This is a genomic window from Pseudomonas persica (genome assembly GCF_900291015.1).
Classification (GTDB): domain Bacteria; phylum Pseudomonadota; class Gammaproteobacteria; order Pseudomonadales; family Pseudomonadaceae; genus Aquipseudomonas.
Genome location: NZ_OLKL01000020.1, coordinates 79,263 through 93,535, shown reverse-complemented (window position 1 = coordinate 93,535; position 14,273 = coordinate 79,263). Strand labels below are relative to the sequence as shown.

The 14,273-nt window shown below is 63.8% G+C and carries 12 protein-coding genes; 4 read left to right on the top strand and 8 right to left on the bottom strand.

Annotated elements, in window-relative coordinates; genetic code table 11:
• Window positions 1–600: 600 nt before the first annotated feature.
• Window positions 601–2,364, bottom strand: a complete 1,764-nt coding sequence (locus FQ664_RS10690) for an ABC transporter transmembrane domain-containing protein (RefSeq protein ID WP_144171888.1) — start codon at window positions 2,362–2,364, stop codon at window positions 601–603.
• A gap of 213 nt (window positions 2,365–2,577) precedes the next feature.
• Here FQ664_RS10690 and FQ664_RS27215 point away from each other — a divergent pair, with 213 nt between their 5' ends.
• Window positions 2,578–2,751: a PA1571 family protein gene (locus FQ664_RS27215; RefSeq protein WP_170929323.1), complete on the top strand. Its 174-nt coding sequence runs from the start codon at window positions 2,578–2,580 to the stop codon at window positions 2,749–2,751.
• 158 nt (window positions 2,752–2,909) lie between these two features.
• On the opposite strand, the gene pdxB is transcribed toward FQ664_RS27215, so the two are convergent.
• From pdxB to rlmM, 3 genes are all read right to left on the bottom strand, one after another.
• Window positions 2,910–4,052, bottom strand: a complete 1,143-nt coding sequence (gene pdxB, locus FQ664_RS10685; protein ID WP_144171887.1) for a 4-phosphoerythronate dehydrogenase PdxB — start codon at window positions 4,050–4,052, stop codon at window positions 2,910–2,912.
• A gap of 60 nt (window positions 4,053–4,112) precedes the next feature.
• On the bottom strand, window positions 4,113–4,355 hold the full coding sequence (gene tusA, locus FQ664_RS10680) for a sulfurtransferase TusA (RefSeq protein ID WP_016500764.1): 243 nt from the start codon (window positions 4,353–4,355) through the stop codon (window positions 4,113–4,115).
• An 823-nt stretch (window positions 4,356–5,178) separates the two neighbouring features.
• Window positions 5,179–6,243 (bottom strand): 23S rRNA (cytidine(2498)-2'-O)-methyltransferase RlmM, encoded by a 1,065-nt coding sequence (gene rlmM, locus FQ664_RS10665; protein WP_144171885.1) that lies wholly within the window; start codon window positions 6,241–6,243, stop codon window positions 5,179–5,181.
• 216 nt (window positions 6,244–6,459) lie between these two features.
• On the opposite strand from rlmM, the gene acnA reads away from it, so the two are divergent.
• The 3 genes from acnA (at window position 6,460) to FQ664_RS10650 (ending at window position 11,900) form a co-directional block, all read left to right on the top strand.
• Window positions 6,460–9,201 (top strand): aconitate hydratase AcnA, encoded by a 2,742-nt coding sequence (acnA, locus tag FQ664_RS10660; protein ID WP_144171884.1) that lies wholly within the window; start codon window positions 6,460–6,462, stop codon window positions 9,199–9,201.
• A gap of 206 nt (window positions 9,202–9,407) precedes the next feature.
• On the top strand, window positions 9,408–10,136 hold the full coding sequence (locus FQ664_RS10655; RefSeq protein ID WP_144171996.1) for a CPBP family intramembrane glutamic endopeptidase: 729 nt from the start codon (window positions 9,408–9,410) through the stop codon (window positions 10,134–10,136).
• A 198-nt stretch (window positions 10,137–10,334) separates the two neighbouring features.
• A complete protein-coding gene (locus tag FQ664_RS10650; RefSeq protein ID WP_144171883.1) occupies window positions 10,335–11,900 on the top strand; it encodes a methyl-accepting chemotaxis protein in 1,566 nt (521 codons plus the stop codon).
• Window positions 11,901–12,140: 240 nt separating this feature from the next.
• On the opposite strand, the gene FQ664_RS10640 is transcribed toward FQ664_RS10650, so the two are convergent.
• The 4 genes from FQ664_RS10640 to FQ664_RS10625 all read right to left on the bottom strand — a co-directional run bounded on the left by FQ664_RS10640 (window position 12,141) and on the right by FQ664_RS10625 (window position 14,209).
• Complete coding sequence (locus tag FQ664_RS10640; protein ID WP_144171882.1) at window positions 12,141–13,025, bottom strand: pseudouridine synthase; 885 nt, start codon at window positions 13,023–13,025, stop codon at window positions 12,141–12,143.
• 51 nt (window positions 13,026–13,076) lie between these two features.
• Entirely contained in the window at window positions 13,077–13,385 is a 309-nt protein-coding gene (locus FQ664_RS10635) for a transcriptional regulator (RefSeq protein WP_144171881.1), read from the bottom strand.
• 65 nt (window positions 13,386–13,450) lie between these two features.
• Window positions 13,451–13,882 carry a D-Ala-D-Ala carboxypeptidase family metallohydrolase gene (locus FQ664_RS10630; RefSeq protein ID WP_144171880.1) on the bottom strand — a complete coding sequence of 144 codons (432 nt, stop codon included), beginning with the start codon at window positions 13,880–13,882 and terminating at the stop codon, window positions 13,451–13,453.
• An 87-nt stretch (window positions 13,883–13,969) separates the two neighbouring features.
• Complete coding sequence (locus FQ664_RS10625) at window positions 13,970–14,209, bottom strand: glutaredoxin family protein (protein WP_144171879.1); 240 nt, start codon at window positions 14,207–14,209, stop codon at window positions 13,970–13,972.
• Between the last annotated feature and the right edge of the window lie 64 nt (window positions 14,210–14,273).

The following is a 14,273-nucleotide window of genomic DNA, read 5'->3' as shown; positions in this document are numbered from 1 at the left end:
GCCAGGAATGCCTGGCGCCCCTGCGCATAGGCCAGGCCCAGTTGCCGGTGGCTGTCACGCAGTTGTTGCAGCGACGCCTTGAGCCTGACGTCGCTGCTGTCGATCAATTGCCCGAGCAGTTGCTGCACCTGCTGCTCGCGGGCCTGGAACTGCTGCCAGTACTTGTCCATGTCAGCTGGCTGGCGCCCACGCAACAGCACGTTCTTCCATTCCTGCACCTGGATCTTGAACTGCAGGTTGGCTTCGTCGATCAATTGCGAAGCCCGCAGCGGCCCATCGACCAGCTCGGCGTAGCCGCGCACGCTGGACGAGAGAAACTGGAAACACACCAGGGCGATCAGCAACATCGCCACCAGGCTGCCGCCGAGCAGGGAGAGAATTTGCACTCTGAGGGATTTACGCAACATCTTGGATCTCGGAAAACAGGAGGAAGACCGGGGGGCCGCGCAAGCTGCGCAAGGAGGTGCAACGCAGCCCGGTTACTGGCAGGCCAAAAAAAGGCTGCCATCAAGCAATGGCAGCCAGGTCGAGCACTTACGCAACAGTTGAGTTAGATACTCTCAGGCAAATACTACAGAAATGTTACAGAGCCACGACAAGCTACCCCGTGGTGAACTGCAAGGCCGCCAGCCGCGCATACAGCGGGCTCTCTTCGATCAACTGGCGATGCGTGCCCACCGCCACCAGCCGACCCTTGTCAATGACCGCGATACGGTCGGCATGCTGTACCGTCGCCAGGCGATGGGCGATCACCAGGGTGGTGCGCCCGGCCATCAGGCGGGGCAGCGCCTGCTGGATCAGGTGTTCGCTTTGCGCGTCGAGGGCGCTGGTGGCTTCATCCAGCAACAGGATCGGTGCATCGACCAGCAACGCACGGGCAATGGCCAGGCGTTGCCGCTGCCCGCCGGACAGGCCGATGCCGCCCTCGCCCAGCGGTGTCTGGTAGCCCTGCGGCAATTGCCGGATGAATGCGTCGGCGTGGGCACCACGGGCCGCTGCCTCGACCTCGGCCAGGGTCGCCTCGGGCCGGCCATAGCGGATGTTGGCCTCGACCGTGCCGCGAAACAGCGAAGGGTTTTGTGCCACCAGGGCGAACTGCTGGCGCAGTTGATCGGGGTCGAGTTCGGCAATCGCCCGGCCATCGAGCAGGATGCGCCCTTGCTGGGGGTCGTAGAAGCGCAGCAACAAATCGAACAAGGTCGACTTGCCCGCCCCCGAGGGCCCTACCAGCGCCACGGTCTGCCCCGGCTCGATGGCCAGACTCAGGCCATCGACAGCCGCCACCGAGGGCCGTGACGGATAAGCGAACACCAACTGCTGCAGTTCGATACGCCCACTGGCCCGCGGCTGCGGCAGCACCTGCGCCACGGCGGGCGGCAGGATTGCACTGCGCGCCGCCAACAGTTCGGCAATGCGCTCGGCCGCACCCGCCGCCCGCTGCAGCTCGCCGATCACTTCGCTGAGAGTACCGAAGGCGCTGCCGACGATCAGGCTGTAGAACACGAAGGCGACCAGTTCGCCCGCGGAAATACGCCCGGCGATCACGTCCATGCCGCCAACCCACAACATCACCCCCACCGCTCCCAGCACCAGCACGATCACCAGGGTGATAAGCCAGGCGCGCTGGGCAATCCGCTGCCGGGCCACGGCAAACGCCGCTTCGACCGTGCCGGCGAACAGCTCGCGGTCATGCGCCTGATGGTTGTAGGCCTGCACGGTCTTGATCTGCCCGAGGGTCTCGGCCACATAACTGCCCACATCGGCCACCCGGTCCTGGCTCTGCCGCGACAGGCTGCGTACCCGGCGGCCGAACAGCAGGATCGGCGCCAGCACCAGCGGCAGGGCCACTACCACGATACTGGTGAGCTTGGGGTTGGTGATGAACAGCAACACCACGCCACCGATGACCATCAGCGCGTTGCGCAGAAACATCGACAGCGATGAACCGATTACCGATTGCAGCAAGGTGGTGTCGGCGGTCAGCCGCGACTGGATCTCGGAGCTGCGGTTGTCTTCGAAAAACCCAGGATGCAAGCCGACCAGGTGGTCGAACACGGCCCGACGTATATCGGCCACGCAGCGCTCGCCGATCCACGACACCAGGTAGAAGCGGCTGAAGGTACCCACCGCCAGGGCCAATACCAGCAGCAGGAACAGCCCGATGGTCTGGTTGAGCTGATGCGCAGAGCGGGTCATGAAGCCCTGGTCCACCAACAGGCGGATGCCCTGGCCCATGGACAGGGTGATGGCCGCGGTGACTACCAGGGCCAGCAAGGCCAGCAACACCTGGCGACGGTACGGACGAACGAACTGCCAACCCAGGCGCAAGGCGCGGCGTTGGCGCGGGGAAACCGATTCAGGCATGGTGCTGACCACAATGGCGGGGATACTGCAGCCTACCACTCATCCAGACCTGGGGAACCCTTGCAAGGTTGCTATAGCCTATCGGTCTAACCAGGCTATGGAGCTTTATTACCGTTTCTGTTGGACTGTGTCTGCCGTGACCCTGCAGGCACTGTCACAGGCCAGTCACGGCACAGGGTTACCCTGCGCTTGAACCTGATGAGGAGACAATACATGAGCTTGCAGCATGGCAGCGACAACCAGAAGCCCCGGACCACCCCGCAACCGCAGGTATGCGGTTCGATCATCGACGCCCAGGGGCGCGAAGTACCGATCACCGAGCAGATGATCCAGCAGGCCTGCAAGGCCCTGGAAGAAAGCCGGGTCGAGCGCGTACGCAAAGGTTGATCGGCAAATTTCTTGCAACCCGGTGCTTGCGCCGGGTTTTTATTTGCCTGAATCCTGTGCCGGCCCTTTCGCGGGTAAACCCGCTCCCACAGGGACCACACAAACCCAGAGGTCAGCGGCGTACCCGCGAAGAGGCCGGTAGAGTTTTCAAAAGGCTGTCAGACCAGCACCCCACCCAAGGCACTGACCAACTGCGCCAACTGCGGCGACTCCCCGCGCAAGCGCACCGCCAGCCCCTCGATCTCGCGCCGTGGCGGGTACTGCTTGCGCAACTGGTCGAACGCTGCACGCTGCTGCTGCGGGTCGTCGCTGAGGCTGCGGCGGAAATCGGCATCGTCGCGGCGTGGGTCGTACACCGCGCGGCACAGAGTGGCCAAGGCCCAGGCCGGGTCGGTGCTGGCATCCAGCTCGATCTGCGCCAGCGGCGGCCGAGGCAGCAGGTCGGCCAGTCGCACCTGTTCATCCACACCGAGGAAGCGGCACAGCGCCTGGTAGATCTGCGCCGTACCACGCTGGCGGCCGTCAAGGCTGTAGCCGGCAATGTGTGGTGAAGCCAGCGTGCACAGGTCGGCCAGCTCCAGGTCGACCTGCGGCTCACCCTCCCAAACATCCAGCACCGCATGCACGTCTTCGCGGTCCAGCAGCAGTTCGCGCAGGGCGGCGTTGTCCACCACCGGGCCACGGCTGGCGTTGACCAGCCAGGCACCCGGGCGCAACTGCGCCAGCTGCGCCTGACCCAGCAGGTGCCAGGTCGGATGTTCGCCGCCACGCTGCAAGGGGGTGTGCAGGCTGATCACATCGCACTGTTGCAGGAGGGTCTCGAGGCTGACGTAATCGCCGCCCTCGGCGGCCTGGCGCAGCGGGTCGCATACCAGTACCTTCCAGCCCAGGCCGTGCAGTACCCGCACCAGGCGGCCACCCACCTCACCCGCGCCCACCACGCCATACACGCGCTCGGGCAGTGCCACGCCATCCAGCTCGGCCAGGGTCAGCAGGCTGCCCAGCACGTAATCGACCACACCGCGGGCATTGCAGCCCGGCGCGCTGCTCCAGCGGATACCGGCCTCGGCAAAGTAGTTCAGGTCGAGGTGGTCGGTACCGATGGTGCAGGTGCCGACAAAGCGCACGCGGCTGCCTTCGAGCAACTGGCGATCGACCTTGGTCACCGAGCGCACCAGCAGAATGTCGGCGTCCTTGACGCTGGCGGCATCGAGGCTTCGGCCCGGGTAACGGCGGATTTCGCCGAAACCCTGGAAGAAGGCATCGAGCAGCGGGATGTTCTCGTCGGCAACTATCAGCATGGCGCTCTCCTGTCTGGGGAGCGCAGTGTAGGCGCAACGCCGGGCGTGTTCCAGAGCGGCTCAGTCGGCTTTCTTGCGGATCCAGTACAGGAAGGTACCGGCGTCCTCCTGTTGCTGCAGCAGTTCGTGGCCGAGGAAGTTGCAGAACTTGGGGATGTCGCGGCGGGTCGAGGGGTCGGTGGCGATGACCTTGAGCAGGCCGCCAGCGGCCAGGTCACGCACGTGCTGGTGCAGCATCATCACCGGTTCCGGGCAGTTCAGGCCGGTGGCGTCGAGGATCGCGTCGGGGGTGAAATCGGTCATGGGGGGCTCCGCAAATGATCGCTATTGTCGCGCATCGCGCGACGTGGTCCAAGCACCGCCTGTGAAGACGCGCCCTGCTCTTGCTCTTGCTCTTGCTCTTGATCTTGATCTTGCTCTTGCTCTTGCTCTTGCTCTTGATCTTGATCTTGATCTTCGCGACTTCAGGAGGCCGAGCAGAGGGCTTGCGGAGGGAGGTGACGGGCATGGATGCCCGTCAAGCGCTGAGGCCCCATGGATGGGGCCTGCAGCGCGTACTCCCGGGAGCAAGACCGGCGCGAGGGAACCCCGGAGCGCAGCGGAGGGGCCGGATGATGGGAGCGCAGCGTTTTTTGGTTACTTTTTGTCGCGTTTGACAAAAAGTGACTCGCCGTAAGGGCGAAAAGGTGAGTAAGCGTCGCCATCGTAAATGGACTATGCGCGAGATCAAGACCGGTACTTTTCCGCTCTTCGCTTTCAAGCGTGGGCATCAACAACAAGGTCAACATTCATTTTCGAAGGTGGCGCTTATTCACCTTTCCGCCCTTACGGCGGGTCCCTTTTTGTCGTGGCAAAAAGGAACCAAAAACCGTCGGCTCCCATCATCCGGCCCCTCCGCTTCGCTCCGGGGTCCCCTCGCTACGGGCCTGCTCCCGGGAGTACGCGCTGCAGGCCCCATCCATGGGGCCTCAGCGCTTGACGGGCATCCATGCCCGTCACCTCCCTCCGCAGTCCCTTCGCTCGGCCTCCTGAAGTCGCAATCGGCGGCGCCTGAACTATCGCGCGCTTAGAAGCAAAAGCCGAAGCAAGAGCAAGAGCAAGAGCAAGAGCAAAGCGGTTCGCTGTGCTAGCGCGGTTTCAAGTCCATCCGGCGCAGATGGCAGGTCACTTCCTCACGGTCGTGATACAGCTGCTTGCAGGCAATCGACACCCTGATCTTGCGCGACTTGAACGTCGTCTCCATGCGGTCGAGCAGCCGGCGCACCTCGGCATAACGCTGCTTCATCGGCAGTTTCAGGTTGACCACTGCCTCGCGGCACAGCCCCTCGCCCAGCCAGGTTTCGATCAGCGAAGTGGTACGCGCCGGCTTCTCGACGATGTCACAAACCATCCAGTCCACCGGTTGCTTCGGTTGCCAGGTGAAACCATCGGCCATCAGGTGCTGAACCAACCCGGTGTCCATCAGGCTTTCGGCCATCGGCCCGTTGTCGATGGCAGTCACCAGCATGCCCCGGCGCACCAGCTGGTAGGTCCAGCCACCCGGCGAGGCCCCCAGGTCGACACCGGTCATGTCATCGCCCAGGCGCTGCTCCCACTGCTCACGCGGGATGAACTGGTGCCAGGCCTCTTCCAGCTTGAGGGTCGAGCGGCTGGGTGCCTCGCGGGGGAATTTCAGGCGCGGGATGCCCATGGGCCACAGCGCACTGTTGTTGGCCGGAGCAACGCCGGCGAATACCCGCCGGCCGCTGATGAAGGTGAGCAGCAGGCGTGGGCGGCTGGCATCGTCGACCAGGCGGCCGGCCTTTTCCAGGGCCTTGCGCAGCGGCACCTCGAACTTGCGGCAGAACGTGGACAGTTCCTTGCCTTCGTTGCTGTCCAGCACTTCCAGCCACAGGCTGCCGAACGCAGGGAAGTCGGCCAGGTGCGCCAGCAGCACACTGATACGGTCGCTTTCCGGCAGTTCGACATAACCGCCACGAGCCCACTGCCGCGGGAAAATCAGCTGGTTGAAGCGCAGTTCCCCCATCAAGCGCTCGGCACCGCCCTCCTCGCTACAGACAAACTCGGCACTGGCACTTTGCGGCTTGCTTTTGGCATAGCCGGCAACACCCAGGCGGGCGGCATGTTCGCTGATTTCGGCGCACACCTCGCCCTCGAAACCGGGCCGGCAATGCATGAACAGGGTATTCATCTCTCACTCCACTACGGCTGGCGCGCCACAGGCGCCGGCAGGGCGGCGATGATAAAGGAAGATCGGAACCTGCGACACGTCCCGCCGGTCCAGAAAAGGGTCAGATGACGCAAAGCGGTCTAACCTGACCTTTCAGCCAGGTCCGTGCCGTGCGGACCGATACAGAGCGGTGCCATCGGCAAACCTTGCCAGGCACCGGTGCAGAAGGAGTTGGCAATGCCCTCGCTCGATAGCCTGAACACCCTCAAACCGCTCACAGTCGGCGAGCAGACCTACCACTACTTCAGCCTCACCGAGGCCGCCCGCCAGCTGGGCGACCTGCAGCGCCTGCCCATGTCGCTGAAGGTGTTGCTGGAAAACCTGCTGCGCTGGGAGGACGGCAAGACCGTCACCGGCGACGACCTGCGCGCCCTCGCCCAGTGGCTGGGCGAGCGGCGCTCCGACCGCGAGATCCAGTACCGCCCGGCGCGGGTGCTGATGCAGGACTTCACCGGTGTGCCGGCCGTGGTCGATCTGGCCGCCATGCGCGCAGCCATGGCCAAGGCCGGTGGCGACCCGCAGCGGATCAACCCGCTGTCACCGGTGGACCTGGTGATCGACCACTCGGTGATGGTCGACCGCTACGGCACGCCACAGGCCTTCAGCGAGAACGTCGACATCGAGATGCAGCGCAACGGCGAGCGCTACGCCTTCCTGCGTTGGGGGCAGAATGCCTTCGACAACTTCCGCGTGGTACCGCCGGGCACCGGTATCTGCCACCAGGTCAACCTGGAATACCTGGGCCGCACCGTCTGGACCCGTGAGGCCGATGGCCGCACCTACGCCTTCCCCGACACCTTGGTCGGGACCGATTCGCACACCACCATGATCAATGGCCTGGGTGTGCTCGGCTGGGGCGTGGGCGGCATCGAAGCGGAGGCGGCCATGCTCGGTCAGCCGGTGTCGATGCTGATCCCCGAAGTGATCGGCTTCAAGTTGACCGGCAAGCTGCGCGAAGGCATCACCGCCACCGACCTGGTACTGACGGTAACGCAGATGCTGCGCAAGAAGGGCGTGGTGGGCAAGTTCGTCGAGTTCTATGGTGATGGCCTGGCCGAACTGCCCTTGGCCGACCGTGCGACCATCGCCAACATGGCCCCGGAATACGGCGCCACCTGTGGCTTCTTCCCGGTCGACCAGGTGACCCTGGATTACCTGCGCCTGTCAGGCCGCCCCGAGGCGACCGTGCAACTGGTCGAGCAGTACTGCAAAGCCCAGGGCCTGTGGCGGCTGCCGGGCCAGGAGCCACTGTTCAGTGACAGCCTGGCGCTGGACATGCAAGAGGTCGAGGCCAGCCTGGCCGGGCCCAAGCGGCCGCAGGACCGGGTGGCCCTGGGCCAGGTCAGCCAGTCCTTCGACCACTTCATCGAACTGCAACCCAAACCGCTGGCCAGAGAGGTCAGCCGCCTGGAAAGCGAGGGTGGCGGCGGCGTGGCGGTGGGCAACGCCGACCAGGCCGGGGAGATCGCCTACAGCCATCAAGGCCAGACCCATACGCTGCGCGATGGCGCCGTGGTGATTGCCGCGATCACCTCGTGTACCAACACCTCCAACCCCAGCGTGATGATGGCCGCCGGGCTGGTGGCAAAAAAAGCCCTGGAAAAAGGCCTGCAACGCAAACCCTGGGTCAAGAGCTCGCTGGCGCCGGGCTCCAAGGTGGTCACCGACTACTTCAAGGCCGCCGGGCTCACCACCTATCTGGACCAATTGGGGTTCGACCTGGTCGGCTATGGCTGCACCACCTGCATCGGCAACTCCGGCCCGCTGGATGAAGCAATCGAAAAAGCCATCGTCAGCGCCGACCTCACCGTGGCCTCGGTGTTGTCGGGCAACCGCAACTTCGAAGGCCGCGTGCACCCGCTGGTCAAGACCAACTGGCTGGCCTCGCCGCCACTGGTGGTGGCCTATGCCTTGGCCGGCAGCGTGCGTCTGGACCTGACCTGCGAGCCGCTGGGCACCGGCAAGGATGGCCAGCCGGTGTACCTGCGCGACATCTGGCCCAGCCAGCAGGAAATCGCCGCCGCCGTGGCCAAGGTCGACACGGCGATGTTCCACAAGGAATACGCCGAAGTGTTCGCCGGCGATGCACAGTGGCAGGCCATCGAGGTACCGCAGGCGGCCACCTACGTGTGGCAGACCGACTCCACCTATATCCAGCATCCGCCGTTCTTCGACGACATCGGCGGCCCCCCCCCGCAAATTACCGACATCCAGGGTGCACGGGTCCTGGCGCTGCTGGGTGACTCGGTGACCACCGACCATATTTCCCCGGCCGGCAACATCAAGGCTGACAGCCCGGCCGGACGCTACCTGCGTGAACAGGGCGTGGAGCCCCGCGACTTCAACTCCTACGGCTCACGGCGTGGCAACCATGAAGTGATGATGCGCGGCACCTTCGCCAACATCCGCATCCGCAACGAAATGCTGGCGGGCGAAGAAGGTGGCAACACCTTGCACGTTCCTAGCGGCGAAAAGCTGTCGATCTACGACGCGGCCATGCGCTACCAGCAGGCAGGCACCCCGTTGGTGGTGATCGCCGGCCAGGAGTATGGCACCGGTTCGAGCCGCGACTGGGCGGCCAAGGGCACCAGCCTGCTGGGGGTCAAGGCAGTGCTGGCGGAAAGTTTCGAGCGCATCCACCGCTCCAACCTGGTGGGCATGGGCGTGCTGCCGCTGCAGTTCAAGGCCGGGCACAACCGCAAGCAACTGGGGCTGAGCGGCAAGGAGCGGATTGATGTGCTGGGCTTGAACGGCGCGCAAATCCGCCCGGGCATGAGCCTGCCCTTGCGCATCACCCGCGAGGATGGGCAGCAGGAGCAGATCGAGGTGCTGTGCCGGATCGATACCGTGAACGAGGTGGAGTACTTCAAGGCGGGGGGGATATTGCATTATGTGTTGCGCCAGCTGATTGCTGGTTGAAGCGGGTATGCTTGGGGCTGCTGTGCAGCCCTTCGCCTGCAAGCCAGCTCCCACAGCAATAGCATCAAGCCTGAGGGCAGTGCGTTACCTGTGGGAGCTGGCTTGCCGGCGAAGGGCCGCGCAGCGGACCCGAATTTGTTCAACGAGAAGGACCACTCGTGCCTCCCCTCCACCTGATCGCACGCCTACTCCTGGCCCTCGGTTACATGCTCGCCCTGAGCCACGGCAACCTCGGTATCGCCACCCTGCCCACCTTCCTCGCCCTGCTCACCAGCGCCCTGCTCGCTCGTCGCCCGCAGCGCTGGCTAAAAGCCCTGGGCCATGCGTTGTTCATGCTGCTGGCCATCGCCCTGGCACTGCACTGGCTGCCCGGTTTCAACGCAGCCAGGGTCATCGACGGCGTCATTTTCAGCCCCGGCGCTCTGCCCTTCACGATGTACCTGAACCTGGACAAACCGCTGATCGGCGCCTGGCTGCTGCTGGCCTGCCCTTGGCTGATCCTGTGGCGCAGCCAGGGCCTGCCGGCCAGTATGCTGTGTGCCCTGCCCCTGACCCTGCTTGCCTGCCTGGGCGGCGCCTGGGCACTGGGCATGCTGGCCTGGGCCCCGAAATGGCCCGACCAGGCCTGGCTCTGGCTGCTGAACAACCTGCTGCTGGTAAGCCTGACCGAAGAACTGTTGTTCCGCGGTTATCTCCAGGCCGGCCTGCAACGGCTGCTGCGCCACCAAGGGCTGGCGTTGTTCGCCGCCGCCTTGCTGTTCGGCCTGGCCCACCTGGGGGCCGGCTGGCAATGGGTGTACCTGGCCACCCTTGCTGGTATCGGCTACGGCCTGGCGTACCGCTGGGGCGGCGTGGCGGCTGCGGTGCTCTGCCATTTCGGCCTGAACCTGGTGCACTTCACCCTGTTCAGTTATCCGATGTTGGCTCTTGCCTAGCCAATCGGTCATCATTCGACTTATTCGTCATTAAACAGCAGTAAAAACGCAATAATGACGCCAACTTGCTTGAACGTGCTCGCCGACTAACCCATATTAAATGATGGCTTATTGCTACAGGTCAGGCACATTAAATATTCATTCAATAAAACCAGCGGCTTGCCGATACCTGTCGAAAGCCCTGCGGACTATCAACCCATGCGTAACAACCAGCCGATTACCCAGAGAGAACGGACTTTCCCTGCCCAGCAGCGGTTGATCTCCACCACCAACGCCAAAGGTGTGATCACTTACTGCAACGATGCCTTCATCGAGATCAGTGGTTTCACCCGCGAGGAGCTGACCGGTGCGCCGCACAACCTGGTGCGCCACCCCGACGTACCGTCTGCCGTGTTCGCCCATATGTGGCAAACCCTCAAGCAAGGGCAGCCGTGGATGGGCATCGTCAAGAACCGCTGCAAGTCCGGCGACCACTACTGGGTCAACGCCTATGTCACGCCGATCTTCGACAATAATCAGGTAGTCGGCTTCGAGTCGGTGCGGGTCAAACCCACCGCCGAACAGGTCCGCCGTGCCGAGGCGCTATACCAGCGCATCAACCAGGGCAAGCCGCCGGTACCGCGCAGGGACAAGTGGCTGCCGGTACTGCAGGACTGGCTGCCGTTCATCCTGATCAGCCAGGTGGGCTTCCTGATCGGCAACTGGCTGGGCCATTCCTGGGGCTTCGCCCTGGCCGCCGGGCTTTCCGTACCGCTGGGCCTGCTGGGCCTGAGCTGGCAGCAGCGCGGCCTCAAGCGCCTGCTGCGCCTGGCCGAACAGACCACCTCCGACCCGCTGATCGCGCAGATGTACACCGACAGCCGTGGCGTGCAGGCGCGCCTGGAAATGGCCATGCTCAGCCAGGACGCGCGCATGAAAACCTGCCTGACCCGCCTGCAGGACAGCGCCGAACACCTCAGCGAACAGGCGCGTCAGTCCGACGCCCTGGCGCACAAGAGCTCTTCGGGCCTGGAACGGCAGCGGGTGGAGACCGAGCAGGTCGCCGCTGCGGTCAACCAGATGGCCGCCACCACCCAGGAAGTGGCCAACCACGTGCAGCGCACCGCCGATGCCACCCAGGAAGCCAACCGCCTGACCAGCCAGGGCCGGCAGATTGCCGGTGAAACCCGCGAGGCTATCGAACGCCTGTCGGCGGCGGTGGGCGAGACCGGCCAGACAGTGACGCAACTGGCCAAGGACAGCGACGAGATTGGTGGCGTGGTCGATGTGATCAAGGGCATCGCCGACCAGACCAACCTGCTGGCGCTGAACGCGGCCATTGAAGCGGCACGTGCCGGTGAAATGGGCCGTGGCTTTGCCGTGGTGGCCGACGAAGTACGCCAGCTGGCCCAGCGCACCGCCGAGTCCACCGGGCAGATCCACGGCCTGATCGCCAAGCTGCAACAAACCGCGAGCAATGCCGTGCTGACCATGGAAACCGGCCATCGCCAGGCGCAGGAAGGCGTCAACCGGGTGATGCAGGCCGACGAGGCACTGGTAGGCATCAGCGAAGCGGTGGCCAACATCACCGACATGGCCACCCAGATTGCTGCGGCAACCGAGGAGCAGACTGCAGTGGCTGACGAGATCAGCCGCAACATCAGCACCATTGCCGAACTGGCCGACCAGACCGCAGAACAGGCGCAGCACTCGGCGCTGCTCAGCGAAGAGCTGACCAGCACGGCGGGTAGCCAGTACTCGCTGGTGGAGCGGTTCAACCGCTAGGGCAGCTTCCAAAGGTACGGCATGCACTTTTTACGTGCGCCGTACTTGTGGGAGAAATGTCTTGCTCAAGATCTAAAAGATTGCGTGGTCACTGTGGGAGCGGGTTCACCCGCGAACACCGGCGAAGCCGGTGCCATCCACCGCGCAGGCTTCTTCGCGGGTGAACCCGCTCCCACAGGGGACCGCGCAAGCTTTCAAAGTGCATTTACAGCAGTTGTTCCTGCGATGAGCGTGTGAGCATTACCAGTCCAGCCGCAAGCGGCTCTCGAAGTAGCGCGCTTCCCCGCTCAGCGGGTCTGCAAAGCGCAGGCTCTGCGCCAGCAACTTCAGCGGCCGCTGGTAGTCATCCTCTTCGTTGACCAACTGCGGATAGAACGGGTCATTGCTGATCCCCGCCCCCAATGCCGCCATGTGCACGCGCAACTGATGGGTCTTGCCAGTCACCGGCGACAGCCCGTAACGCCACAGCTCGCCATTCTTCTCCAGCACTTCGGCCAGGGTTTCGCTGTTGGCATCTCCCTCAACCTCATGCATGCGGAAAAACGGCTCGCCATGTACCAGACGGCTTTTGTGCACCAGCGGAAATGCATGCTGCGGCATGGCCGCGGCAATGGCCTGGTAGCGCTTGTCGATGCGTCGTTCGGGGAACAGCCGTTGGTAGGCACTGCGGCTGTGCGGGTTGGCAGAAAACAGCACAAGCCCGGCGGTATGCCGGTCAATACGGTGCAATGGCACCAGATGCGGGTTATCCAGGCGGCGGATCAGGCGGCGCAGCAAGGTCTGCTCGACGTATTCACCGGTCGGCGTCACTGGCAGGAAATGCGGCTTGTCAGCTACCACCAGGTGCTCATCCACATGCAGCACCTCCTCCTGTACCGGGATCGGCCGCTCGTTCGGCACTTCACGGAAGTAGTGCAAACGCATGCCGCGCTTGTAAGGCAGCTCGGCCGCAATCGCCCGTCCCTCGGCATCCAGCACGCGGCCACGGGCAAAGCGGTCGAGCCATTGGGCCCGGTCGATGGCCTTGAAATGATCACACAGGCAGTCGAGCACCGTGGTCCAGTTACCGGGTGGCAGGCACACCGTGCTGGCTTGCTGGCGGGCGGGGTCGAAAGGCGCGGTCATGACAAGGCTCGAAACATTCACGGGCGCGCATTATCCCCCAAGCCCGCGCCCTCAACCAGCCTGGGCCATCGCCTCGCTGCGCTCCTTGAGCCAGCGCAGTACCTGCACGGGCTCCCAGCGGCCTGGGTCGTAGAGGGCATACAGCAACCCTTGGTAACCCACCACATCCAGCCCGCGATGGTAGCCGGCACGCTGGAACAAGGCCTCGATCTCGGCGAAGCAGGTATTGAAGTGGACCTTGCCGAACGGCGTGCGGTCATCGGTCACCAGGCCTTCGAGGCGCAGTTCCAGAACGGCGTCGGCCACCCGCTCGACGGGCATGCGGTTGACGCTGTACTTGAGTTGCTCGACATTGAGCATGGCTTCACCCTGATACTGTATTTATATACAGCATACGAACATCCCCTTGCCGGCGTCAATGTGCTTCATTGCAGCCCTGGCAGGTAGCCGCTGCCTTTGCGAATGGTCAACACCCGCCGCCGCGGCGTGTCGCGCGTTACCGACAGGTGCACCCATCTGTCGAATTCCAGGATGAGTTGATCGAAGGGCAAGGCACTTTCACTGATCCGTCGCACGGCTTCCCGCGGGCTGACTTCGATCACCGTGAAGTCCGCCGCCAGTCCCTGGATATGCTGGCTATTCGAAGCACCGCCAATCGCCCGGTTGACCCGCTCACTGCGGTAACCGCTGCTAACGATTATTGGCGCGTCGAACAGTGCGCGTACCTGTTCCAGTACACAACACAGCAGTTGCAGGTTGGCCCTGACTTCAGGGGGCGGTGTGTTATCGAACCCGTCCCTGGCGGCGAGTTGGGAAACGGTCATTTCATCAAGCGTGAAATGCGGGGTAATCAACATGGCGGGGCTCCCGATGACTAAATGTGGCAGTGGATCATCAGCTCACATCCATCACCTTGGAGCAGGGTTGTAGCTCCCCTGGAGCCATCACTGCGCGAGAAATGCCACCACCTGTTCGGCATCGAACGGCCAGTGCAGTTCGGCGCCACTGTCACAGCGCCGCAGCACCGGAATGATCAGGCCATAGCGCTCGAACAGGGTTTCGTTCTCGGCAATATCGACCAGTTCCACCAGCAGGCCATGATCGACGAAGGGCATCAGCACGGCCTCGGCCACTTCACACAGGTGGCAGCCGAGGGTGCCGAACAGTTGGCATTCAGGCAGCATGGGGCAAGTCCGGTTTGGCAGGGAGAAAGCCTATTCTAGGTCCGTCCTGCCCTCCGTGCACCTG

Bases quoted from the DNA above. Each gene is read 5' to 3' on its own strand.
- FQ664_RS10690 (WP_144171888.1), bottom strand. From the start codon at position 2,364: ATGCCTGAATCGGTTTCCCCGCGCCAACGCCGCGCCTTGCGCCTGGGT.
- FQ664_RS27215 (WP_170929323.1), top strand. From the start codon at position 2,578: ATGAGCTTGCAGCATGGCAGCGACAACCAGAAGCCCCGGACCACCCCG.
- pdxB (WP_144171887.1), bottom strand. From the start codon at position 4,052: ATGCTGATAGTTGCCGACGAGAACATCCCGCTGCTCGATGCCTTCTTC.
- tusA (WP_016500764.1), bottom strand. From the start codon at position 4,355: ATGACCGATTTCACCCCCGACGCGATCCTCGACGCCACCGGCCTGAAC.
- rlmM (WP_144171885.1), bottom strand. From the start codon at position 6,243: ATGAATACCCTGTTCATGCATTGCCGGCCCGGTTTCGAGGGCGAGGTG.
- acnA (WP_144171884.1), top strand. From the start codon at position 6,460: ATGCCCTCGCTCGATAGCCTGAACACCCTCAAACCGCTCACAGTCGGC.
- FQ664_RS10655 (WP_144171996.1), top strand. From the start codon at position 9,408: ATGCTCGCCCTGAGCCACGGCAACCTCGGTATCGCCACCCTGCCCACC.
- FQ664_RS10650 (WP_144171883.1), top strand. From the start codon at position 10,335: ATGCGTAACAACCAGCCGATTACCCAGAGAGAACGGACTTTCCCTGCC.
- FQ664_RS10640 (WP_144171882.1), bottom strand. From the start codon at position 13,025: ATGACCGCGCCTTTCGACCCCGCCCGCCAGCAAGCCAGCACGGTGTGC.
- FQ664_RS10635 (WP_144171881.1), bottom strand. From the start codon at position 13,385: ATGCTCAATGTCGAGCAACTCAAGTACAGCGTCAACCGCATGCCCGTC.
- FQ664_RS10630 (WP_144171880.1), bottom strand. From the start codon at position 13,882: ATGTTGATTACCCCGCATTTCACGCTTGATGAAATGACCGTTTCCCAA.
- FQ664_RS10625 (WP_144171879.1), bottom strand. From the start codon at position 14,209: ATGCTGCCTGAATGCCAACTGTTCGGCACCCTCGGCTGCCACCTGTGT.